This is a genomic window from Paenimyroides ceti, from assembly GCF_030409925.1.
In genome coordinates, this window is sequence record NZ_JAUFQU010000001.1 from 3,380,965 (window position 1) to 3,405,156 (window position 24,192).

24 protein-coding genes and 1 pseudogene are annotated in these 24,192 nt (G+C 35.2%); 12 read left to right on the forward strand and 13 right to left on the reverse strand.

Annotation, left to right across the window (positions count from 1 at the left end):
- The first annotated feature begins 1 nt into the window (after position 1).
- From QW060_RS16555 to QW060_RS16565, 3 genes are all read left to right on the forward strand, one after another.
- Positions 2–388: a TraR/DksA family transcriptional regulator gene (locus QW060_RS16555; protein ID WP_290364567.1), complete on the forward strand. Its 387-nt coding sequence runs from the start codon at positions 2–4 to the stop codon at positions 386–388.
- Positions 389–474: 86 nt separating this feature from the next.
- The gene (locus QW060_RS16560; protein ID WP_290364568.1) at positions 475–1,065 is read left to right on the forward strand and encodes a lipoprotein signal peptidase; all 591 of its coding nucleotides are present in this window, start codon (positions 475–477) and stop codon (positions 1,063–1,065) included.
- A gap of 51 nt (positions 1,066–1,116) precedes the next feature.
- Entirely contained in the window at positions 1,117–1,806 is a 690-nt protein-coding gene (locus QW060_RS16565) for a Bax inhibitor-1/YccA family protein (RefSeq protein WP_290364569.1), read from the forward strand.
- Positions 1,807–1,831: 25 nt separating this feature from the next.
- On the opposite strand, the gene dprA is transcribed toward QW060_RS16565, so the two are convergent.
- Positions 1,832–3,028: a DNA-processing protein DprA gene (gene dprA, locus QW060_RS16570; protein ID WP_290364570.1), complete on the reverse strand. Its 1,197-nt coding sequence runs from the start codon at positions 3,026–3,028 to the stop codon at positions 1,832–1,834.
- Between the two features lie 21 nt (positions 3,029–3,049).
- Between dprA and QW060_RS16575 the strand changes: the two genes are divergently transcribed.
- Positions 3,050–4,021: an HU domain-containing protein gene (locus QW060_RS16575; RefSeq protein ID WP_290364571.1), complete on the forward strand. Its 972-nt coding sequence runs from the start codon at positions 3,050–3,052 to the stop codon at positions 4,019–4,021.
- 61 nt (positions 4,022–4,082) lie between these two features.
- The gene (locus QW060_RS16580; RefSeq protein WP_290364572.1) at positions 4,083–4,592 is read left to right on the forward strand and encodes an acyl-CoA thioesterase; all 510 of its coding nucleotides are present in this window, start codon (positions 4,083–4,085) and stop codon (positions 4,590–4,592) included.
- A gap of 15 nt (positions 4,593–4,607) precedes the next feature.
- On the opposite strand, the gene QW060_RS16585 is transcribed toward QW060_RS16580, so the two are convergent.
- The 3 genes from QW060_RS16585 to QW060_RS16595 all read right to left on the reverse strand — a co-directional run bounded on the left by QW060_RS16585 (position 4,608) and on the right by QW060_RS16595 (position 12,417).
- Positions 4,608–7,793, reverse strand: coding sequence for an AsmA family protein (locus tag QW060_RS16585; RefSeq protein ID WP_290364573.1), 3,186 nt, complete (start codon positions 7,791–7,793; stop codon positions 4,608–4,610).
- Between the two features lie 383 nt (positions 7,794–8,176).
- Positions 8,177–9,571 (reverse strand): DUF5689 domain-containing protein, encoded by a 1,395-nt coding sequence (locus QW060_RS16590; RefSeq protein WP_290364574.1) that lies wholly within the window; start codon positions 9,569–9,571, stop codon positions 8,177–8,179.
- 35 nt (positions 9,572–9,606) lie between these two features.
- Complete coding sequence (locus tag QW060_RS16595; protein WP_290364575.1) at positions 9,607–12,417, reverse strand: TonB-dependent receptor; 2,811 nt, start codon at positions 12,415–12,417, stop codon at positions 9,607–9,609.
- A gap of 135 nt (positions 12,418–12,552) precedes the next feature.
- Between QW060_RS16595 and QW060_RS16600 the strand changes: the two genes are divergently transcribed.
- The 4 genes from QW060_RS16600 (at position 12,553) to QW060_RS16615 (ending at position 15,104) form a co-directional block, all read left to right on the forward strand.
- Positions 12,553–13,623, forward strand: coding sequence for an endonuclease/exonuclease/phosphatase family protein (locus QW060_RS16600; protein WP_290364576.1), 1,071 nt, complete (start codon positions 12,553–12,555; stop codon positions 13,621–13,623).
- A gap of 79 nt (positions 13,624–13,702) precedes the next feature.
- Positions 13,703–14,257: a pentapeptide repeat-containing protein gene (locus QW060_RS16605; protein WP_290364577.1), complete on the forward strand. Its 555-nt coding sequence runs from the start codon at positions 13,703–13,705 to the stop codon at positions 14,255–14,257.
- A gap of 84 nt (positions 14,258–14,341) precedes the next feature.
- Positions 14,342–14,734 (forward strand): hypothetical protein, encoded by a 393-nt coding sequence (locus tag QW060_RS16610; RefSeq protein WP_290364578.1) that lies wholly within the window; start codon positions 14,342–14,344, stop codon positions 14,732–14,734.
- Positions 14,735–14,864: 130 nt separating this feature from the next.
- The gene (locus tag QW060_RS16615; RefSeq protein WP_290364579.1) at positions 14,865–15,104 is read left to right on the forward strand and encodes a hypothetical protein; all 240 of its coding nucleotides are present in this window, start codon (positions 14,865–14,867) and stop codon (positions 15,102–15,104) included.
- Here the strand turns inward: QW060_RS16615 and QW060_RS16620 are convergent.
- The 5 genes from QW060_RS16620 to QW060_RS16640 are packed head-to-tail and all read right to left on the reverse strand — an operon-like array spanning position 15,101 to position 18,992.
- Positions 15,101–15,901, reverse strand: a complete 801-nt coding sequence (locus tag QW060_RS16620) for an NAD(P)H-binding protein (protein WP_290364580.1) — start codon at positions 15,899–15,901, stop codon at positions 15,101–15,103. The two genes, QW060_RS16615 and QW060_RS16620, sit on opposite strands and share 4 nt — an antisense overlap.
- Positions 15,898–17,427 (reverse strand): bifunctional GNAT family N-acetyltransferase/carbon-nitrogen hydrolase family protein, encoded by a 1,530-nt coding sequence (locus QW060_RS16625; protein WP_290364581.1) that lies wholly within the window; start codon positions 17,425–17,427, stop codon positions 15,898–15,900. Before QW060_RS16625 ends, QW060_RS16620 begins: the two co-directional genes overlap by 4 nt.
- A gap of 31 nt (positions 17,428–17,458) precedes the next feature.
- On the reverse strand, positions 17,459–17,806 hold the full coding sequence (locus tag QW060_RS16630; protein WP_290364582.1) for a hypothetical protein: 348 nt from the start codon (positions 17,804–17,806) through the stop codon (positions 17,459–17,461).
- Between the two features lie 27 nt (positions 17,807–17,833).
- Positions 17,834–18,292: a hypothetical protein gene (locus QW060_RS16635; protein ID WP_290364583.1), complete on the reverse strand. Its 459-nt coding sequence runs from the start codon at positions 18,290–18,292 to the stop codon at positions 17,834–17,836.
- 1 nt (position 18,293) lies between these two features.
- The gene (locus QW060_RS16640; RefSeq protein WP_290364584.1) at positions 18,294–18,992 is read right to left on the reverse strand and encodes a hypothetical protein; all 699 of its coding nucleotides are present in this window, start codon (positions 18,990–18,992) and stop codon (positions 18,294–18,296) included.
- A gap of 167 nt (positions 18,993–19,159) precedes the next feature.
- Here QW060_RS16640 and QW060_RS16645 point away from each other — a divergent pair, with 167 nt between their 5' ends.
- Positions 19,160–19,483, forward strand: coding sequence for a single-stranded DNA-binding protein (locus QW060_RS16645; protein WP_290364585.1), 324 nt, complete (start codon positions 19,160–19,162; stop codon positions 19,481–19,483).
- A 26-nt stretch (positions 19,484–19,509) separates the two neighbouring features.
- Here the strand turns inward: QW060_RS16645 and QW060_RS16650 are convergent.
- The 3 genes and pseudogenes from QW060_RS16650 to QW060_RS16660 all read right to left on the reverse strand — a co-directional run.
- Positions 19,510–19,845 (reverse strand): annotated as a pseudogene (locus QW060_RS16650) (class 1 fructose-bisphosphatase); the annotation flags it as partial.
- Between the two features lie 127 nt (positions 19,846–19,972).
- Complete coding sequence (locus QW060_RS16655) at positions 19,973–20,530, reverse strand: hypothetical protein (RefSeq protein WP_290364586.1); 558 nt, start codon at positions 20,528–20,530, stop codon at positions 19,973–19,975.
- A gap of 2 nt (positions 20,531–20,532) precedes the next feature.
- Positions 20,533–21,144, reverse strand: coding sequence for a hypothetical protein (locus QW060_RS16660; protein ID WP_290364587.1), 612 nt, complete (start codon positions 21,142–21,144; stop codon positions 20,533–20,535).
- Positions 21,145–21,327: 183 nt separating this feature from the next.
- On the opposite strand from QW060_RS16660, the gene QW060_RS16665 reads away from it, so the two are divergent.
- Positions 21,328–21,651, forward strand: a complete 324-nt coding sequence (locus QW060_RS16665) for a single-stranded DNA-binding protein (protein WP_290364588.1) — start codon at positions 21,328–21,330, stop codon at positions 21,649–21,651.
- 26 nt (positions 21,652–21,677) lie between these two features.
- Here the strand turns inward: QW060_RS16665 and fbp are convergent, their stop codons facing one another.
- Positions 21,678–22,685 carry a class 1 fructose-bisphosphatase gene (gene fbp, locus QW060_RS16670; RefSeq protein ID WP_290364589.1) on the reverse strand — a complete coding sequence of 336 codons (1,008 nt, stop codon included), beginning with the start codon at positions 22,683–22,685 and terminating at the stop codon, positions 21,678–21,680.
- A 179-nt stretch (positions 22,686–22,864) separates the two neighbouring features.
- On the opposite strand from fbp, the gene QW060_RS16675 reads away from it, so the two are divergent.
- Positions 22,865–24,118, forward strand: a complete 1,254-nt coding sequence (locus QW060_RS16675) for an aspartate kinase (RefSeq protein ID WP_290364590.1) — start codon at positions 22,865–22,867, stop codon at positions 24,116–24,118.
- Positions 24,119–24,192 lie beyond the last annotated feature (74 nt).

The following is a 24,192-nucleotide window of genomic DNA, read 5'->3' on the forward strand; positions in this document are numbered from 1 at the left end:
TATGGAAGCAGAAAACTTACAAGTACGATACTCAGATGCCGATCTGGCAGAGTTCAAAGAACTGATACAAAAGAAAATTTTAAAAGCACAGGCAGATTTAGAACTGATTAAAAGTGCTTATATGAATGATTTAAACAACGGTACAGATGATACGTCTCCAACGTTTAAAGCATTTGAAGAAGGCAGCGAAACCATGTCTAAAGAAGCAAATTCACAGTTAGCGATCCGTCAGGAAAAATTCATCAGAGATTTGAAAAATGCGTTAATACGTATTGAAAACAAAACATACGGTATTTGCAGAGTCACAGGAAAATTAATAGAAAAAGAACGTTTAAAACTGGTTCCTCATGCTACAATGAGCATGGAAGCTAAGATGCAACAACGTTAAACAATACCAAAACTTTAATGACGCTCGGAAGAGCGTTTTTTTTTATGCCAAAAAGAAGTTACATTTGCTTAAAATTTTTCAAGCAAATGTCGTTAAATAAAGCACTTATCATTGCCTTTTTAGTCTTACTTATAGATCAGGTTTTAAAAATATACATCAAAACCAACTTTTTGTTAAACGAAGAAATATATGTTTTTGAGTGGTTTCGCATTCATTTTATTGAAAATGACGGTATGGCATGGGGAGTAGAGCTTCCGGGTAATTATGGTAAACTTGTGCTGACTCTGTTTCGTATTGTCGCTGTAGGAGGAATTTTTTACTGGTTGAAAGATGCGATAAAGAAAAAAAGTTCAAAAATACTGATTGTTGCTATTGCACTGATTTTGTCCGGAGCTTTGGGTAATATTATAGATTCGGTATTCTACGGAGTAATTTTTGACGACAGCCATCATCACTTGGCAACACTTTTTTCAGACCAGCCCTATGGAACCTGGTTTCATGGTCGCGTAGTAGATATGTTTTATTTTCCAATATGGAAAGGCTATCTTCCGGATTGGATTCCGGGATGGGGAGGTCAGTATTTTACCTTTTTCAATGCTATTTTCAATGTGGCTGATGCGGCTATTTCGGTAGGAGTCGGAATGTTAATTGTTTTTAATAAGCGCGTTTTTAAATAGTTATAAAAAAATAATTAAATTTGAGAATATAAACCAATAACACCTTTATTTATGAATACTACAAGATTAGTTGCTGAAGTAAGCACAGAAGAACAAGCCGTTTTTTATAAGAAAACATACCTGCATCTTGCATTGGGAGTTCTGGCGTTCATTCTGGCGGAATCTGTTTTGTTGAGAATAGAGCCTTTAGTTGAATTTTTATTGAGTATGACACAGGGATATTTGTGGCTGGCCCTTTTAGGCGGTTTTATGCTCATTACCTGGGTAGCTCAGAATATGGCAGTAAAAGCTGTGAGCAAACCAAAACAATATCTCGGATACGGACTTTATATTCTTGCTGAAGCTATAATCTTTGTGCCGTTGCTGTATATTGCTATTTATTCTACAGGCGGCTTTGATCTGATCAATCAGGCAGCCATCATTACGGGGGGGCTTTTTACAGGTTTATCCATCATTGTTTTTACAACCCGTATTAACTTTTCTTTTCTGAAAAGCGTTCTTATCATCGGCTTTTTTGTAGCCATTGGAGCGATCATTTCAGGAATCATTTTCGGTTTTGATTTAGGGTTCTGGTTTTCAGCTGCGATGGTGCTTTTGGCATCCGGATCTATACTTTATAATACTTATACAATAAAAAATAATTACGATACAGACCAGTATATACCTGCGGCATTATCGTTATTTGCCTCTTTGATGCTTTTATTCTGGTACATACTGCGAATTCTTATGAGCAGAAATTAACACTAAGCACCTTCGGGTGCTTTTTTTATGCAAGTTCAAAAAATCTGCCGGGTAATGTTCTGAGTACGCCTTTGAGTTCCATATTGAGTAAAATAGCATGGAGTCTGTGTACAGCAATTTTATTATCTCTTGCGATGAAGTCAAAAGCTTCACCCTTCTTTCCCTTTAAGTAGTCATAAATAAGTTGCTCCTCTTCTGTGAGTGCAATAAACAGCTGTCGCTGAATAGCTGTGTTTTTTGATGGTTGAACTTCCCAGTTAAGAAAGGAAACCACATCTTGTGCTGTGGTAAATAAATTGGCTCTGTGTGTTTTAATAAGGTAATTGCAGCCTTCGCTATACGCATCATTACTTCTTCCGGGAAGTGCAAAAACATCCCGATTGTAATCATTGGCAAAGGCAGCTGTAATCAGCGAACCACCGCGTTGAGCACTTTCAATAACAAGCGTTGCCTGAGACAACCCGGCGATGATTCGGTTGCGTCTGATAAAGTTTTCTCTGTTGACAGGGTCAGACGTTAGAAATTCTGATAGAAAACCACCATTTTCTTCCATTTGATTATTGTACTTATAATGGCTTTTAGGATAGGTGGTATGTAAACCATGACCTAAAACGGCCACCGTTTGAAGCTTGTTTTTTATTGCGCCAAGATGAGCGTGTATGTCGGCTCCATAAGCATATCCGCTGACAATTACGGGGTCAAAAATGCAAAGTTCTTCTAGTAATTGCCCGATAAAGTCAATACCCCGGGATGTGATTTTACGGGTACCTACGATACTGATGATTTTTTTATTTTCCAGCGCAATATTACCTCTTTTAAATAAGAACAGCGGAGCATCGCAACAATGCTTTAAAAACTCTGGATATTCATTATCATATAGGGTTGTAAATTGAATGCCGTGAAGTTTCATTACCCGTATTTCTTTTTCAATGAGGTCGAAATTTTTAAAGGAAATAATCTTTTCAGAAATATTGCCGCCTATCCCGGCTATGGATTGTAATTCTCTTTTTCCGGCTCTGAATATTTCTTCAGGCTCATTAAAATATTGTAACAATTTCTGCGCATTGACGCTTCCGATGCCCTCAATCCTTGTAAGCGCTATTAAAAAAGAGAGTGTATGTTCATCAGTTGGTCTCATTTTATTTTGTTGAAAATCAGAATTGTATCTAAAATAGGTAAAAAAAACCAAATGCCATTCAAAGGCTAAAACAGTTATTAACAATTAATTGGGAAATCGCAAAAATTGTTGATAACATTTGTCAATAAATTTTACTTTGAAGTATTGTTTTTTTATTTTTGTGATATGATGATTGAAAAACACATATCGGCTTTATTGTATCGTTATCAGTGCGTAAGCATTCCTGAATTCGGAGCATTTATTACAGAAATTTCTTCTGCGCGTTATAACGAAGTGAGCGGTACTTTTTCTCCGCCAAAGAAAAATATTTTGTTTAATGCCCTTTTGAGAAATAATGATGGTCTTCTGACGAATCATATTGCGTTAGAAGAAGGTATCTCTTTTGAAGCAGCAGCGATACAGGTACGGAATACAGTAAATGCATGGAACGCTTCTTTGCGTAACAAAGAATGTGTTGCTTTGTCGCATATCGGACAATTGAGAATGAATGAAGAGCAGAAAATTATCTTTGAACCAATAGGGTCAACTAATTATCTTACTTCCTCTTTCGGACTGAGTTCTGTCATAGCGCCTGTTGTGGTTCGGGATGATAAAACAGAAGCATTGGTTATTCCGATAAACAGAACAGGAACAAAACGAAAAGCATTGCTTAAATATGCCGCTATCTTTGTCGTTGGTTTAGGGCTTGCAACCGCTTATACTACATATCAACAGCAAATGGTTGCCGAACAGGAAATGATGGCTGTTGAGAAACAGGTACAAAATCAGGTTCAGGAAAAATTGCAACAGGCTACTTTCTTTATTGAAACACCGGCTGTAATCGTAAAAGAAACGGCAGCACCTGCAAAAGGATTTCATATCATCGCCGGAGCTTTCCGTACAGAAGCAAAAGCTCAGATCATGGTACAACAGTTATTGGAGAAAGGATATGTAAATGCTAAATACCTTAATCCGTCCAAACACGGTATGCGTCAGGTTGTTTACAACAGTTACGAAACTCTTGAAGAAGCAAAACAGGATTTAAAACTGATCCATACAAAGGTTAATAAAGATGCCTGGATTTATATAGACGAATAAAAGAGAAGGAACTGAAAAAGTTCCTTTTTTTTATTTATATAAAGTATCTTTGCAGAAAAAAATGCAAGCTAAAACACCTTCAGAATCAGCAACCATTACAACGGATATTGTATTACCGGGGGAAACCAATCCTCTGAATAATTTATTTGGCGGAGAACTTCTGGCACGAATGGATCGCGCAGCGAGTATTTCTGCGAGAAGACATACGAGACGCGTTTGTGTAACGGCATCCGTAAATAATGTAGCTTTTAATAATGCGATTCCACTGGGCAGTGTGGTAACACTTGAAGCTAAAGTGTCGAGAACTTTTAAAACATCATTGGAGATATTTATTGATGTATGGATTGAAGACCGTGAGTCAGGCAACAGGCTAAAAGCCAATGAAGCAATTTATACCTTTGTTGCTGTTGACGAACGCGGAAAGCCTGTCGAAATACCTCCTATAATTCCAGAAACGGAAATAGAAAAACAGCGTTTTGAGGCCGCTTTAAGACGCAAACAATTGAGCCTGGTATTAGCAGGTAAAATGAAACCGGATGAAGCGACAGAACTAAAAGCATTGTTCAGCTAAATAAAAGACCAATCTCTATTGCGGAGATTGGTTTTGTAGTTTTATTCTTTCTTCTTCTTCTTTTTGTTTGAGATAAAGCGCTCTGTCTTCCTCATCCATTTCTTCTTCCATTTCTGTATCAGTTGGGGCATGCCGGCGCATTTTAATAATCGGGTTTTCCTGGGTACCGCTTACCGAAAACGGAATACCTATAATACCAAACGGAGGTAACCCTAAGCGCATACCTAAATCCAATTTTCCATCCAGTGTAATCTTTCCTTCAAACCTTGGTCGAAAACCCGCCATTTTAGTTTTGGTGCGTTCTATTGTTAGAACATTATTTTTTACACTCGATCGGATCACAACCTTGTTTACTGAACTGTCAATGAGTTTGTCGCGATCGGTTTCTTTAGCGATAGAGTTTAGTAGTTTAAACCCTTTAAAAGAAATGTCTTCCAGTGTAAGAATTCCTTCTCCCTCAAGTGAAGGCAGCAGAGGCTCCATGTTTTTGTCGAGAAAACCGGAGAGTTTATAATCAAGCGAAACAATACCGTAAGCACTTTTGGCAGAAGTAAGCATTTCTCTGAAAAGTGGAATTTCGTGATATGCCTTTTGTATGTCAAAGTTATCCGCTTTCACGGCATAGTCAAAAAGAGCTCTTTTTGTATTTATTGGTTTATAACTGCCATTCATCTTTACATCCATACCAGCAACAAAAAAGCCCGTATCGGTAAGATTCAGCTTTCCGTCTTTGAGCTGAACTGTTCCTTTAAAGTCTTTAAGTTCTATTTGATTATAGATGATCTTCTGAACTGCACTTTTTAATGTCAAATCTACATTTGAAGGCAGTAGAACAACTCCTGTGTTGCTTTTAGGGGTAGAGGCAGCCGATGAAGCAGAAGTGCTTGCAAATGCTGTAAAATCATCTACATTTAGACTATTGCTGTTGATCTCAAAGTTTCCTTTAACCGTTTGGTTCGTGGTTACATAAGCAATGATATTGTCTAAAGCTCCTTTAGCTGTAAAGGAATTGGAACCATATCGCGCTTTGAAATTATTGAAATTGAGCTTTTCATTGTTAAAGCTAAATTTACCTTGTGTAATCATAAACGGTTTGGGAAAAGAAGTATGTTTTACCTGAATATTGCCCACTTCAATAACCCCTTTGTTTTGTAAACGTCCGTATCTTCCTTTCAGAGCATCACTCTGAAGTCCTGCTAACTGAAAATCTGTTTTTACTCTTCCCTTTACATTAACACCTTCAATAGAAAAGATTTCATATAGTGGTGCGAGTTCCAGTGTTCCTTTTGAAACAATTTTATAACGGATGTCATTAAAATTTTTTAGATCGGCATTTAAATAAAAAGGCTGATTGTTTACTTTGAAAGAAACCGGAACGATTTGCACGGATAAATCTTTTAAAGAACCCCGTTCACTCTTAATATAGGCTTCCACTTTGATATCGGTGAGCGGAACAGGAGATGAAGCGGTTTTCAAATAGCCGTCATTCATTTTTAATGTGGTATTGATAACCGGAATTATTTTTTTTCTGATGTCAAGCTTTCCTTTGGTAATAACTTCTGCAAAAAGATTTCCACGTACTTCTATGTCTTTCAAGGGATAGACTTCTTTAAGCTCCCCCAAATTTATTTTTGCTTCTGCATTGGCATCCATATCAAAAGAAGTGAGTCCTTTGAGATGAATAAATCCTTTGATATAATTAGACATGGATTTTAAGTGAATGTTTTGAACCCGGGTATCAATATTATTTACTTTGTGATCTTTAGAAACGGCAGTAAGATCAAATTCTGCTAAATCTATGGCCTTGGGCATTTTGTCCAATTTCAAATAACCTCCTTTTAGGGAACTCTCAATGAGGAAAGTTGGTACCGATATAATTTCTGAAATCTGTTTTTCGCTTTTGAGTCCGGAGGTGATCAGTTGTGTGGCATAAGTGCCTTCAACAGTGGCTTTGAGAATGAAATTTCCGCGCGCTGTAAGTCCTTTCCAGCCAATTGCTTTCTGAAGATCATCTAAAATAAGATGACAATCAGTTGTAGATTTTACTGTAAACGGATCAAATCCAGTGATGTTGGTCTGGGTTTTAAAATATCCGTCTCCGAGATTAAAATCCATTTTTTGAAGATCTACTTTTAACAAATCGAAATTCAACTGCGGTAAATTGATTTTGAAACGAAGGGCTAGATTCTTGAGCGGGATACTGGTATGGTTATACGCCATAAGCCCGTTGTCGATCTGTAATCCCAAATTGAAATCGGGTTTTTGATTTTCTTCAACAATGTATTTTCCCTGCAGGGAGGCAAACAGGGCTACATTTCCTTTGAGTTCCGTATTGTCAAGCCAGTGGTAGTATGATTGTGGAACTAACGATAAAAGATGTGCAAGCGTACTTTTTTCTGATTTTAGTTTTAAATCAATGTCATAACCATTGTTTAGGAAGGTAAACGATCCTTTAAAGCTGATTGGAAGCTTGTTGATTTTCAGATCGTTTTTTTCAAATATAAAAGCGAGATTATCAGTATTGATTTTGGTCAGCAGATTGGCATTTACCGCTTTGTGATCCACATAAGTTTCTCCGTCATATTTTAAAGTAAGAGAACCGATATCTGCTTTTGTTTTCAGATCAAATACCGCTTTTGTCAGATCGCCTTTTCCGTCATAATTAAAATCTGTAGTATGGATTTCCATAGGAATAGAGGCATCTGCATACGAAACCTCAGAGTTGCTGATGAGGATGCGTTTTATCGCCAAACCGGAAGAAGACGCATCTGAGTTGTCAGTGCTTTTGTAGACATTATAGTTGGCAACTCCGTTTTGATTTACCTGTATCCGGATTACAGCTTTTTCCAGATAGATACCGTCAATCTTTATAGTGTCTGAAAATAAACTTAAAAGGTCAATACCCAGACTGAATTTTTCTGCCTTGATAAGACTTTCTTTTTCATAAGGTGCAGAACCCTTTAAATCAACTTCGTTTAAAGTAGCGGTAAGAATCGGGAATTGATTAAAAAAAGTCAGGTCGAGTGACGTGTAGTCAATACCGCCGTTAAGATTTTCATTGATTACTTCTTTTACTTTTCTATTGATACTGTCTTTGAAGAAATAAGGTATACAAATCATCGCCAGTAGCATCGCAGCAAATAAAATTCCTGTTATCGCAAGCGTCTTTTTAATAATTTTTTTTACAGTTTCCTTTTTCATACGTGCAAAAATATAAAGACTTATTCCCGGCAAAGATATATAAAAAGAGAATTGCTTTTATTTATATATTTTTATCTGAAAGAGCAATGCCTCAGAGTTGTATTGAGCATTTAAATAGTATCTTTAGGTAGTAAATGAACTGTATTATTGCGATTATTTAAAAGTACAAAATGAAAATAAAAAAAATGATTTGCGATCAATATAGTAAGACTTTGTAAAAATATTATAATGAAGATATAGAAATTGAAAATTGTATAATAAATACCTTAGATTCTGATTGTATGAAGTTAGTGTTAAATAGTATAAAGAGGTTAACTGCTTAAAAAGATAAAAAAAACCGGTCAGATTTATCTGACCGGTTTTATATCATTATTTTCTAAAGATTATTCAATAGTAAAATTATCAAAATGTACATCGTATGCTGCTTCTTTTCCTATCTTCAATGCAAAGAAGTTACCTCCTACTGTTGATTGCAGACCAGTAAGACTACTGATGTCTAAAGTTACCAATACCCATTGACCATTGGTGTTAACACTACCTGCATACTGATTGTTTTCTGCAACAGAGAACGTAGCGCTTGTTGTTAAATCTCCTAAGTTAAATGCGAAATAACCTGTTCCTTGTTTGTACACATTTAAAGAAATTCCTTTAGCTGCTGTACCTTTTACATAGAACTGTATTTTAGTTGCATTAGCAGGTATAGCACTGTTATAAAGTGTTGTAAATACATAATCATTTCCTGCTGCTCCAGTAGTATTGATTCTTAAAGAAGTGCTGTTATCAATCCCGGTACCTGCACTTTGTGTTGCATAAGCCTGTAATCCGAAACTGTTTAATGATCCGGTAAATGCTGCAAAGTCTTCGAAGTTAAACCCAGGAAACAATGGAGCCGCATTTTCTCCCGGTTGTTCAGGTTGCTCAGGTTGCTCAGGCTCTCCCGGTCCTTCAGGACTTCCTCCGATTCTTGTTTCTGTCAATTGAATATCAGATGTATAACGTGCTACAAACTGATAGTCGTTGTTGAATTTTGTAAGAACCCCTCTGATTTTACCACTTTTTTCAGAAACCGGTAAGCCAGCATATTCAGCATATTGTCCTGTTCTGAAGATCAATTTGATCGCTTCACTTTCACTGTTTGTGATATAATGGTTTGTTTCAGAACCTACCACATTAGCAGCATTGTAATAGTTTTGTCCTAATGAACTGTCTGTGAACTGTACATTTTGTAACTCAACTAATTTACCTAAATAAGCATCGTTGATTGCCTCATTCAGGTTTAAAGTGTGTACTAATTCACTCTCTGGTTTTGTAGTACATGAACGCAATACATGGCTTTTATACTCTAATGTAGCGATTTGTCCTACATTACCATTATACAAAGCTCCTATTTCTAAGGTGTTGCTTCTGATCTGGATGTATAAGTTTTTTAATTTGATATATACTTTACGACCCGGTTGGTAATCAGAAAATAATTTTGCTTGATTGATAGCTACGCTAAACCCTTTTTCTCCGTCTACAGAATTTAAATACATTTTTTTGTAAAAATTCCCTCCTTTATCACTTGAAACTACGATAGCTTCAATCACATCATCTTCCGTATACTGAACAGCTGTTGTAGTAGCCATCGCATATATTTCCTGAACTGTTTTTGTTACGGTAATATTAGGATCAACACAGTCCACATTAGGAATTGAGAAATCATCATCGCTTGCACAACTTGTGGTGATAACTGCCGATAATGAAAGTAATAAAACTGCTTTTAAAAATCTTGCTTTCATATTAGTATGATTGTTTTTGTCTTTTTAATGAATTATTAGAAATTAAGGTATAAGTTTAAGAAGTAGGTTCTTCCGTATCCGTAAAAATATTTAGGACCAAATGAACGTACACCTCCTTGTAAATCTTTTGTAAGTTCTCCGTAGTTTGCATTTCTACCTTGTTCGAAACCACCGGTTTTGTATCTTACATCAAATACGTTGTTTACACTTGCAAAGAATCCAAGGGTTTTTCCGCTGATTCTCCATGATTTACCTCCTGAAAGGTTTACTAACGTGAATGAATTTAATTTTTCCTGTTTTAGTAACTTACGCACTTTGTCTTCAGTTGCATCAGGGAACGGGAATCTGTCAGGATCGTTTGAGTCGATCAGGAAGTTTTTCGTTCTTAATAAAGGAGAAACATCTAAATAGATATCATCCAAATAGTTCACATTAGCACCGATCCACCAGTATGCAGGGTCTCTGTATTCGATTCCGAAAGAGTATGCCTGTTGAGGAATACCTGCCTGTTTGTAGTTTTTCATCGTTGCTTCACCGAAGTTAACTGTAGATCTTGTATTGTCAATATTTAAAGAAACATTCGGGTTGTTCGTGTAAATATATTGTCCGTAAGATGCAGCAGCAGTAGCTTTAATTGTTGGTGTAATCTGATATTCAAAACCTAATTCACCACCCATATTTTGTTTGCTGATTCCTCTTACTGTTTCAGATACGAAAGCATTTCCGTTGGTTGAGATAGATTCTTCTCCTGAAGAAAGCGTTCCTAAACCTTCAGCGAAATAGAAAGCGATTTCAGTAGCATCTTCTACCTGACTGAAATATCCTGTAAGTCTTGCTTTTATCTTCGGCGTTCTCAAGATATAACTTCCGTCAACGCTTACAATTTTCTCACTGTCAATCTCTCTTGTGATGTTATTGTTCATACGAACATTAGGGAATGTATTTCTCATTGTAGGAGCCTTTGTCATATAGGCAGCATTAAGGTCTAAGAAATGATGACCTGTAATGCGGTAATTTACACCTCCTTTTACACCAAAGTCATTAAAGTTGATTTTTTCACTTTTTCCTTCAGAATTGTTGGCATAATTTCCGTTTCTATAGATTCCTTCTCTTTGGTATTCAGTGTAAGTACCGCCCACTCCTAAATAAGAATTAAAAGAAGTGTAGGCAAATTTTAACTGAGCAAAAGCATCAATCACATTAGCATGTAAGTTATAGTTGTATCCGAAACGGTCTCCAACTGTTACTTTACGATCAGGGTTGTTTAAGTCAGATTGTCTTCCGTCACCTGCAAGGAACGGATCAATATCTGAATAGAAAGAACCTCCTAATAAATCCAATACTTTCTGATAGTTTTCAGATTTTAATTTTTTATATGTAATACCTGCATCTAAAGCAATGTTATTGGTCAATTGCGTGCTTAAAAATGTATTAGCAGTAAGTTGTCTGTCATCGGTGCGGTCTTCATATAGAATCGTTAAAGATTCACCTCCGAATAAAGCAGCGTTTTCAATGTTCTGACGATAAAGTTCATCCCAGTTGATCTGACTGTTTTGCATAAAAGCATCACGTGCCATTGCAGCCAATCTTATGTTTTCAGGACTGTTCCCTACATAATCTCCGTCAGAAGTATGCATAGTAGAATAATAACTTGGTAAATTTCTATAGTAAGTAGGATCTGGGTTTCTTGCTCCGTTGAAATCTAAACGGCTGTTTCCTATTTTTCCAAACTGGTATCCTACATTCGTGTTTAAGGTTGTTCTGTCGCTTATTTTCCAGTCATGACTTAAAATGAAAATGGGCTCTTCTACATCTTTATCTCTTGAGTTACGTTTCTTACCGTTTTGGTATCCCCAGTAAGAGTTGTAATCTTCACCTTTAAGATCAATAAGTTCCTGTGTATTAGGAGAGTTTTTTCCTCTGCTGTTTTGAGCATAAATTGCTGTTAAATTCAAACTATGCTGATCATTGATTTTTTTCTCAACAGCTGCATAGAATGATTTTGCATCATAGTCTGTTCCTTCAAAGTAGCCTTCCTGAGCTCCTCTGTAAGAAGCTGAAAAAGCATACGCCCATCCGTTTTTGTTCAAACCTGAGCCATAAGTAGCCATTGTTCTCCAGTTATAATTGGTATTCGCTCCTGAAACAGATAATCTTGTTCCTGCACGAACAGAAGAAGCACGCATGTTAATAGACTGTGTTCCTAAAATACCTCCAAAGGTATAGTCTGAAGGACGTGTACCTGTTGTAAATTCCTGATTACGTGTAGCATCATTTAATCCTCCCCAGTTTGAATACTGAGGTCTTCCATCATAGATCTTGTTCATAGAGATACCATTTATAAAGGTATTTCCATACTCATTATCCAATCCTCTTACTCTGAAACGAGCCTGCCCCCAGTTAAATGCAGCAACTTGTTGAAAAACATCTCGTGAAGCCTGTAAAAGACCTGAGGTATTCTCCGATCCGCTGTTGTCATCTCCCAGATCACTCTCCGTTAAAGTAACAAGGCTCAATTGAAGCTCGGTTGTTATATCTTCTTCTAATAAGATAGTACCCAAGTCAAGAGATTCGTTCATGACAATCTCAATTGGCAATGTTTTTGTAGCATATCCCACATAAGACAATCTCAATCTCTGATCGCCATGTGCCGGATTTGCAATTGTAAAATTTCCTTCTGCATCAGTAGTCGCTGTCAAATTAGTATTGACAATGACTACAGTCACATTTTGTAGGGGTTTTTGAGATTTGGCGTCAACCATTTTTCCGCTTACCTCAAAATTGCTTTGTGCCCAAGTAGTAAGGCTGAAAAGCATCAGAAAAATACCTAATATTAGTTTTTTCATAAAGTAAATAAATTATTAATCTAGTTTTAGCGTTGTTAAAAAAAACTTAACACAGCGCAAAGGTATATCTTTTAGTATTATTAACTAAATTTGTACCCTGATTTGTAAAAAAATTTATGATAATTTAATATTGAGATGAGAATTAGACCCCTATTGATACTGTGCATTATTCTTTGGAATTGTACGGTTTTAGCGCAAGGAAAGCAATATATAATGCATACAGTAGCATTTTATAATGTTGAAAATTTATTTGACACCATTAAAGACCCCCGAAACTTTGATGAAGAATTTACGCCAAACGGACCTCGTGGCTGGGGTTCAAAAAAATATGGTAAAAAGCTGGAAATGCTCAGTAAGGCAATTTCAGAAATCGGAACCGATGAAAATGTAAATATGCCTACCATTTTAGGGGTAGCTGAAGTTGAAAACAAATCTGTTTTGGAGGATCTTGTAAAAATGCCTTTACTGAAAAATGCAGATTATGGTATTGTTCATTACGATTCTCCTGACAAAAGAGGGATCGATGTGGGACTTTTATATCAAAAACGTCATTTCCAACCTACAAGTTCTGTAAATGTACCTTTATATATATATGATAAGTCTGATGCCAAAAGCAAAAATGAAAATGGAGGAAAAGGAAAGAGAATATATACACGCGATCAGTTAGTGGTATCCGGAATCCTGGAAGGAGAGGAAGTGCATTTTATTGTAAATCACTGGCCTTCACGTTCGGGTGGAGAAAAAAAGAGTAGTCCTAACAGGGAAGGAGCAGCTGCCTTAAATAAAAAGATCATAGATTCTTTGTATAAAATAAATCCGGATGCAAAAATCATCACTATGGGCGATTTAAATGACGGACCTTATAATAAGAGTGTAAAAGAAGTGTTGAATGCTAAAGGAAAAAGAGAAGAAGTAAAACCTTTAGGTTTGTTTAACCCTATGTGGCAGATGTCTCAGGATGGTTTGGGAACGCTTGCTTATCGTGATGCATGGGATGTATTTGATCAGATGATTATTTCTGAACCTTTGATCCGAAAAGATTATTCGAGTTTACGTTACTATAAGGCAAGAATATTCAATAAGCCTTTTCTAGTTCAAAAAACAGGTGCTTACAGAGGATATCCATTGAGAAATCAATCGAGCGGTGAGCCGGGTTACAGCGACCACTTCCCTGTTTACCTTTATTTGATAAAAGAGAAAAATTAATAAAAAAGACTTCCTGATTCAGGAAGTTTTTTTATTTACCCGTGTTAAAGCACTAACTTTATAGCTTTATTTATAAGATATGAAGATTTTTTTTGAGCTCTTAATTGACAATAAAACCTCTTTAGAATATGGAGAATATGAAGAGTGTCTGTTTGAAAATTGTGATTTTTCCAATGGCGATCTTGCCAACTACACTTTTTCAGATTGCACATTCAGAAATTGTAATCTCAGTCTGATTTCTACAAACAATACAGCATTTAAAAAAGTGAACTTTGAAGAATGCAAACTGGTCGGAGTACGGTTTGATACAGCAAACAATTTATTATTTACCGTAAATTTTAAGAACTGTCAGTTAACATACGCTTCTTTCTATAGAAAAAATATGAAAAAAGCGTCTTTTATTTCCTGTGGTCTGGAACAAGTTGATTTTACAGAAACAATACTTTCAGAAGCTAAATTTTCTGATTCTAATCTTTTACATGCTGTTTTTTATCAGACAAATTTAGAAAAAGCCGACTTTTTTACAGCGAAAAACTACACGATTGATCCTTCCCAGAACTTTTTGAAGAAAGCAAAGTTCAGTATTGACGGGCTTTTAGGACTTCTCAGCGCCTTTGATATTGTTGTCAAATAAAAAAAATAAATTTTTTTTTGAAAAAAACTTGTGAATTAGAAAAATGTTTACATTTGTTTCAAATTAATTAATTAAATAAAAGATATGAAAAAGGTAATTTTAAGCTTAGCGTTAGTATCTGCTGTAGCATTTACATCATGTAAAAAAGAAACTCAAGAAGAGCCAGTAGTAGAAACTCCAGCAGTTGAAACTCCGGTTGAAGAAGCCCCAGTAACTGAAGAAGCTACTCTTGTAGTTCCTACTTTCAGCAACCCTGAAGTACAAAAATTCGTTGAAGAATATACTGCTTTTGCAAAAGAACAAGTTGCTGTTGCTAAAAGCGGAGATGCTGCTAAAGTACAGGAATTAGCTGCTAAAGCACAAGACTGGTCTAAAAAATCTCAAGAGTTTGTTGCAAAATTAACTCCAGAAGATGCAAAGTTATGGGCTGACTATAACAGCAAATTAGCTCAGGAATTAGCTAAAGAAGTAAAATAATTTAAAGAAATCTTTAAATTTAAAACGGATATGAATTTTCATATCCGTTTTTATTTTTTATTTTTAACTGAAATAACAGTTCAGAAATATGATTAAAAGAATACAAAGACCATATCTATTACTACTTTTAGTGTTGATCAGCATTTTGTACTGGGTCTTTTTAGAAGTTGCCTATCAACAGAAGTGGGATCATGTTTTATTGGGCGTTGTGTTAGAAATTATTAGTATTCCAATACTTCTTATACCCTTTATTGTTTTTCCCGTTTCACTTTATAATCTCATTCGGAACAAGCAAAAAAGAATTGTATGGCTACTGCCTGTATTGCTTTCTCTTGCAGCTGCATTTATGATCCTTAAAGATTTCTTTTAAACCAGATTGTAGTAGGCGATATCATATCTTTTAGCAATTTTACTTCCTATTACTCTTCTCATTTTAGGATTCGCATTGTCTTTAAAAGGAGGTAAAGTTACATTTAATTCCCTTGCTGCTTTGCTGTAAAATGTACGCTTGTCTTCCATAACCGGAGCTACAATATTAAAAATCTCATTTGGGACGGGCTGTTTAACTATGGCTTCTATATACCGGATGATATCTTCTCTGTGCACCATATTTACAGGCTCATTGGCCTCTTCTATAACATCTCTTTTTGCAAGAAAATAAACAGGATGCCTGTCTTCTCCAATTAAACCTCCCAAGCGTAATATACAAGTGTTGAAAAGGGTGTTTTGGAGCAAATGATTTTCTACTTCAATTATTTGTTTATCCATAACAGAAACAGGTTCCAGAACGGTTGTTTCATCAACTTCGCCAGAAGTAGAAATATAAACGGTAGTTGAGCTTGTAAACATTACTTCTTTAATACCGCTTTGTTCAATAAAAGGAATTAAAGCTGTTATTTTGTTGACATAGTTATCATTGGGATCAGCTCGGAAAGCAGGTGGAACAGTAATGATGAGAATATCTGTATCTTGTAAAAATGACAGTAGCTTTTCTGATGATTCTGTCTCATCCAGATTGATGTGAAATGCATGAAGATGGTGGTCTTCAAAAGATTTCATTTTTTCAGAAGATGTAGTCGATGCTTTTACGGTATGACCAGCTTTCTGTAACGCAACTGCTAAAGGGAATCCAAGCCATCCGGCTCCTAAAATAGTGATGTTTTTCATTTTGCTTTTAAACTATATAAATCGTTTCTGCGGTCTTTTTTTATTCGGACACTTCCGTGTTCATGTAACTCCTTTAGTAAATTTAAATCTACGTCAACAATCAGTGTCATCTCAGTATTAGGGGTTGCTTCTGCTTTGACCCCATTGGTAGGAAAAGCAAAATCAGAAGGTGTAAATACCGCTGCCTGACCAAACTGGATGTCCATATTATTTACTTTCGGTAAGTTCCCTACACACCCTGTTATGGCTACATAACACTCGTTTTCTATGGCACGTGCCTGTGCACAATTGCGTACGCGTGTGTATCCGTTTTGAGTATCTGTCAGATAAGGAACAAATAGTATTTCCATTCCCTGTTCACCGAGCAAACGGGATAATTCAGGAAATTCAACATCATAACAGATGATGATTCCTATTTTTCCACAGTCCGTATCAAAGGTCTGTATCACAGAGCCACCCTGCATTCCCCAATACAAGCGCTCGTTTGGGGTGATATGAATTTTTCGGTACATTTCAGATGTACCATCTCTCTTGCATAAGAATCCTACATTATACAGTACACCATCTTCGAGGAGAGGCATACTTCCTGTAATGATATTAATGTTGTATGAAATGGCAAATTCCTGAAACTTATTGTGAATAGCAGGAGTGAACTTTGTTATTTCCCGTATGGCTTCTGATTCTGACAAATGGTTATAGTCAGCCATCAGCGGAGCAATGAATAATTCGGGAAAAGTGGCAAAATCACTTTCATAGCCAGACACTGCATCAATAAAGAATTCTGCCTGGTCAAAAAATTCTTCAAGGTTGTTCAGCGGGCGCATTTGCCATTGAATAAGTCCAAGCCGGATTACGGATTTTCTGGTATTAATGATGCTGGATTCCGGATCGTACAGAATATTGTTCCATTCGAGCAAAACAGCATATTCTTTTGAATAACGATCGCCTTCCAAATAATTTCGCATCAGTTTTTCGATATGAAAATCATTGTTGAGCTGAAAAGATATTACCGGATCATGAATCTCTTTATTCTTTACTTTCTCTATGTATTGTCTTGGAGTTAGTTCTTTGGAATATTGTGAATAGTTTGGCATTCTGCCTGCAAATACTATGGCTCTCAGGTTCAGGTTTTCACACATTTCTTTCCGTGCATCATATAACCTTCTTCCCAAGCGAAGTCCTCTGTAGTTTGGATGTATAAACACATCAATTCCGTATAGAACCGTTCCTTTCTCACTATGAGTCGTAAACATTCCGTTTGCCGTTATCTGATTATAAGTGTGATTCATTGTGATACGTTTTTCATCTACTATAATAGACAAAGCGGCACCGACTACTACGTCATCTACCAAAATGACCAGCTGACCCTGAGGAAAAACTTTTAAAAGTCTTTTTATCTCCGTTTTATTCCAGTATAAATCGTCTATACCTTCATCGGAATAGGCGTCAACCATGGAGGTTTTCAGTTCTAAATAATCTTCTAAGTTTAAATTTCTTAATTCAATTTTGTTGATGGGTGAACTCATTTCATGCTTTTTTTGTCGCTGATGTCAAGGGTTATTTTTTTTGAACCAATACATACCAGTCATTGTCTAACAGCCGGTATCCCTGATCATAAACGAAATAATAAATGTTGTTGGTTTTTGTTGTATAAATCGATGTAAACAAGGTAAAATCAAATCCGAGTGATAAAAGCCTGGATTTGCTAATCGTGGTTTTACCTTCTGTGTTTGTTTCTGTCAGGATACGATAGTTTTTACGCAACTGATTGTGGATGTTGCGCATCAGATTGGTAGTGTCTTTGTTTATTTTGTTGTTGTAAGTATTTCTGCATGCATCGTTGCAAAATTTCTTATCTTCTCTACCGATAATTTTATCTCCACATTCCAAACACGTTTTAGACATAATTTTCTGAATCGATTCAGACTAAATTTAGCCAAAATTTTTCAAATGTGAGGCTACAGCCTCCTTAATTTCAGAATAATTTTTTAAATACAGGCTTGAAAAAACGCCTATGGCTTTTTGATTTTTGATCAGATAAAAATATTCCTGTGTTTGTCCTCGTGATTTAAAACTTTTAATAATGTACCCGTCAATGTCTGAAAAGTTCAGTTTTCTTTTGGTTCCAAATCCAAGCATTTGTATGATTTCAATAGAAGCAGCATCGATACGCAGTTTTGCCATTCGCAGGTTCATCTCTACAAACAATCCCCAAATGGTAACGAGTACTCCGATAATTCCGAATATAATAAAGAAAATAATAACTCCCCAAGTCAGTTCTCCCTTAAGCAGATTGTTTATTTTGATGATAAAATAGGCTGCTATAAACGGAAAACTTAACAGCAGAAAACTGAAAAAATAAACAGAAGGGCTGAATTTTGATGTGATCATATTAAAATGTAATTTTTTTAATGAGCAGATAATTTTTTTGAAATTCTTTATGAGTAGGATCTTCTACATCATCTATCGCATAGTAATCTTTTAAACCAGTAATCAGGTGGTTGGTCAGCGCTCTTTTTTCATTGATGTTCGGAATGGCATTTAAAGAGTCTATAAAACTGTTTTGCATACAGATCAGTAATTCTGCCAAAGTAAATTCCTGTTTTTCGTCAAGATAAGTTGAGATTGAAGCCAAAGACTCTACAAACTTGACAAGTAATTCTGAATCTTTGGTTTCACAAATTTGTTCTGTGATGTAACTGCTCAATAGATTATAATTATAATCAAGTGTTTTGATATCTATTTTATTTTTGTTCGCATTTGTGATGAAAGTTTCTAAAAAGTTTTTATAGAATATTTTTTTCTCATTTGCTTTTTTATTTTCAATGACAAAAAGCAGGTTTTTTTCTACAAAACCTTCCGTAAGTTCTCCATTCTTAGTTGAAAAGAATTGGATGTTTACAAGGTTCTGAGTTGAGTTTTCAGTATATACAAAGGTTCCGGGAGCCAATTCCGTAATAATTTCCGAATCGATTGTTCTGGTAATATATACAGGAGCTGCTTTTTCTTTTTGTACTACGGCCAGCTTTGACTGTGCCTTTACACTCAAGCCAGAAAGAGCAATAAACAATACGAATAAAATGCTTTTCATAGTTTTTATAGTTTGTTACAAAAATACGATATTTCCGAAGATCTTTTCTATGTAATTATTCGACAACAAATACTTACAATCGAAAGTAAGTATTTTGTATACGGCTAAAGGTTGTTGGCTGTTGCATCTTTGTGACGATAAAAATGTATAACTAAAAAATTTAAGCCATGAATGCATTAAGAAACAAAGTACAGTTAATCGGTAGAGTAGGAAGTACTCCTGAAGTAAAAGAGGTGGGACAGGGAAAAAAGGTAGTGAACGTTTCACTTGCCACTAATGAGGTTTATTATAATGAAAAAGGAGAAAAGGTGGAAACTACTCAGTGGCATCATCTGGTAAGCTGGAATCACGCAGAAATTTTTGAAAAATTTGTTGAGAAAGGGAAGGAGATTGCCATTGAAGGTAAGCTGACTTATCGGAACTATGAAGATAAGGAAGGAAATAAGAGGTATGTAACGGAGGTAATTGTTCAGGAAGTATTGCTTCTATAAAAAAAGCTGGCAACTGCCAGCTTTTTTTATTTTGCATTCTGCATACATGCTTCTGCATCTGTTATCATTTTTTTGCTTCCGCAGAAAAAAGGAATTCTCTGATGCAATTCCGTTGGTTCTATTTCCATTATTCTTCTGAAGCCATCTGATGCTTTACCTCCTGCCTGTTCAATGATAAAGGCAAAAGGATTACATTCATACAGCAGTCGTAATTTTCCTTCAGGTCTATTCGTTGATCCCGGATAGATATAGACACCACCCTTTAAGATATTTTTATGGATATCCGCTACCAGACTTCCGATATACCGGGCTGTTTAAGGTGGTTTGTGTCGTTCTGCCTGACAATATTTGATATAGTCTTTTTCACATAGAGTTAATTACAATGTATCGAGAAAGTCTAAGCAACACTCAACAAGTGAATTTTATTGAAGCTAAAGTAAAATGGTTTAATAAACAATCAAACTGTTTAAATACAATATAATTTTAAAATTATTTCTTTATTGTGGCTGAATATGTACAAACTTCTATACATCCACCATTATCTAAACAGTCATTAAAGAAACTGTTTAACCTTATAGCAAGCCATTTAGCACCCAATTCAGAAGTAGGCTTATCTACTATTTTATATTTTCCATCATTTTTACCACCTGAACAATGTATTTGTAACTTTTCTTTTCCTGCTGCAAATGTTATGTTTCCTGTCGGTGTTTTTTCTAAATTTAAATCATGTAAATCATAACTAAGTGTAAAACTATTCTCCATCTTGTTATCATTAACAATTATAGTCACTTCTTGTATATCGGAATTAAATTTTAAGTCAAAATATATATAATTTAATAGATCTTCCATTGAAGCGTCCATAATTATTTGTTTGTTTGAACTGTTGTATGGCACTTCTTTGAATACAATTTCTTTAGAATCCTTTCCAGACAATTTTACTTTTTGCTGATTTTCATCTTTACTGTTAAAATTTTGTTCATCATTTGAACAAGAGGTTCCTATTACACTTAGGAATATTAAAGATAATTTTAAAATTTTATTTTTCATATTTAACCTTTTGAAACTTTAACACTTGATTTACAAATTAAAACACATCCACCTCCTTTTAAACAAGCGTCTATAAAAGGGGCCATTTCTTTTCCGGATTTAGTCGCTGTCTCTATATCATAGGGTCTATCAACAGTAAGGGTTTTACTATCATTTTTACCCCCTGAACACTGTGAATATAGTTTTTGTTTTCCGGCCGCTAATATAGTATTATTAGTTTTGTCTAAATTATTATCAAAGGCATTTGCCCACATCATCTCATCAGGAGACAAACTTCTGTTAATAATTCGATTGTCTATCATAATAGAGATGCTTTTTTCTTTTTTATTATCTGCTACATCAAATTCTATTTCATCTCCATTATCTGCGTCAAAGCCTAAATCAGTATTTATATACCAATAAAATTCTCCTACAAGTTGACCGATAACAGCTTCTTTATCATCATCCGACGTGTAATAAGCTTTAAACTGTTCAGCCGATTTTCTTACTATTAAGTTTTCATTTCTCTTAGTTTGATCTTGATCCCCATTCTCATTATTACAAGAAATAATCATTGAAACAGATAGAGCTGCAAACATCAAATAAAAACTTGTTTTCTTTAATATATTGATCATAATTGTTTGTTTTTAAGTTAATTAGATCTAATGTAAAAAAAAATAACAGTATTTCATAATTATGATAAATAATATTCGACAACAAATACTTACAATCGAAAGTAAGTATTTTATATACGGCTAAAGGTTGTTGGCTGTTGCATCTTTGTGACGATAAAAATGTATAACTAAAAAATTTAAGCCATGAATGCATTAAGAAACAAAGTACAGTTAATCGGTAGAGTAGGAAGTACTCCTGAAGTAAAAGAGGTGGGACAGGGAAAAAAGGTGGCGAACGTTTCACTTGCCACTAATGAGGTTTATTATAATGAAAAAGGAGAAAAGGTGGAAACTACTCAGTGGCATCATCTGGTAAGCTGGAATCACGCAGAAATTTTTGAAAAATTTGTCGAGAAAGGAAAGGAGATTGCCATTGAAGGTAAGCTGACTTATCGGAACTATGAAGATAAGGAAGGAAATAAGAGGTATGTAACGGAGGTAATTGTTCAGGAAGTATTGCTTCTATAAAAAAAGCTGGCAACTGCCAGCTTTTTTTATTTTGCATTCTGCATACATGCTTCTGCATCTGTTACCATTTTTTTGCTTCCGCAGAAAAAAGGAATTCTCTGATGCAATTCCGTTGGTTCTATTTCCATTATTCTTCTGAAGCCATCTGATGCTTTACCTCCTGCCTGTTCAATGATAAAGGCAAAAGGATTACATTCATACAGTAGTCGTAATTTCCCTTCCGGTCTGTTTGCTGATCCCGGATAGATATAGATACCTCCCTTCAGCATATTTCTATGGATATCTGCTACCAGACTTCCGATATACCGGGCTGTGTAGGGTCTGTTGTCTCCTTCTGCCTGACAATATTTGATATAGTCTTTTACACCTTGAGGAAATTGGATGTAATTTCCTTCATTGATAGAATAAATATATCCTTCTTCCTTAATTTTCATGTCTGGATGAGAAAGAAAAAATGTACCTAAAGCAGGGTCTAATGTAAATCCGTTCAAACCTTTTCCTGTAGTATATACCAGCATAGTAGAGGAACCGTATATGACGTAACCCGCTGCTACCTGATTGACTCCTTTTTGTAAAAAGTCTTCTTTAGTTACAGGTGTTCCTATAGGAGAAATTCTATGATAAATAGAAAAAATGGTTCCTACAGATACATTCACATCTATATTGGAAGACCCGTCTAATGGGTCCATTAATAAAACATATTTATTGGAATAAGATTTATCTCTTCCCGGAATACAGATAAAATCATCATTTTCTTCAGAAGCGATTCCACATACGATCTCACGGTTAATAAGAGTTTGAATGAAAACATCATTGGCAAACACGTCTAATTTTTGTTGGTCTTCTCCCTGAATGTTTTCTTTTCCGAATGATCCGGAAATGTCTACAAGTCCAGCCTGATTTACCTTCTGGCTTACAATTTTTGCTGCAAGACGTATCGAATTCATCAAACGGGATAATTCTCCCGTAGAGTAAGCGAAATCTGTTTGTTTTTTAATAATGAACTCACCTAAAGTGATGTGTCTTTGTTCCATTGTTTGTGTTGTTTTGTTGTGCAAATATCGACAAAAAAAACATTCTTTTCCCCATATTGAAAATATTCTACAGGATAAGGAAAATGTTTTTGTAACAAGAAAAAAGGATTCGTATTTTCGTATGTTTTAAAAAAATAAACAGAATTTAATCTTTTTACAATGACTTTTAATTAAAAAAAATGAGAGTATTCAAATTTGGAGGAGCATCGATTAAAGATGCTACAGCAGTACACAATGTATTGCATGTTTTAAAAACAATAGGGTTTACCAATAGTATGATTATAGCTTCGGCTATGGGCAAGACGACAAATGCCTTGGAAGATGTCGTAAATAACTATTTTGATAAACCGGAAAATCTTGATGAAAGCCTCCAACTTGTCAAGCGCTACCATTTTGATATCATTAATGAGTTGTTTGAAGATAAAAACCATCTGGTTTATAGCAAAACGGAGCTTTTGTTTAATGAGATGAGTTTTTTTCTGAGCAATAATAAATCACCCAATTATAATTTTGTATACGATCAGATTGTGAGCTATGGAGAGGTTCTTTCTACTACGATTCTAAGTTTATATATGAATGAGCATGCTGTTGATAATGTATGGATCGATGCCCGAAATCTTATTAAAACGGATACTACCTACCGGGATGCTGTTGTGGACTGGTCGAAAACAGCTACAGCAATTCAAAGTCAGATTCAGTCCCATAAGCTTTATATTACGCAGGGATTTATTGGTTCCGATCCCAATCATTTTTCTGTGACATTAGGCAGAGAAGGATCTGATTATTCCGCTGCTATATTTGCTTATTGCCTTGATGCAGAAAGTGTGACTATATGGAAAGATGTATCGGGTGTTCTTAACGCCGATCCAAGATATTTTGAAGATACCATATTACTTGATCAGATCTCGTATCATGAGGCTATTGAAATGGCCTTTTATGGTGCATCAGTAATACATCCGAAAACACTTCAGCCTTTAAGAAACAAAGAGATACCGTTGTATGTGAAATCCTTTATACATCCTGAACTTTCTGGAACTTCTGTAACTAAAGGAGCAGATCTGATACCGTATGTTCCTTGTTTTATTGTAAAGAAAAAGCAGTTGCTGCTTTCAGTAGCCTCTAAAGATTTTTCTTTTATTATGGAATCTCATATCAGTGATATTTTTAAGATATTTGATGAAAATCATATTAAAGTAAATGTTATTCAAAATTCGGCAATCAGTTTTTCTGTATGTGTAGAGGACAAGTTTAATAATTTTGAGTCGTTGAAAGACGAATTGTCAAAAAAATTCAATGTCACATTTAATGAGGAAGTGTCGTTATATACCATCCGTCATTTTACAGAAGAAGCATTGGAACGTGTGGTAAAAGATAAAACGGTTTTATTAAAACAGGTAAACAGAGATACAGTACAGATTGTAACTAAGGAGTAAGTATATAATATATGTTGATAAACCTAAAAAGCATCTCGTTAGAGATGCTTTTTTGTAAAGGTTGTACTAAAAAA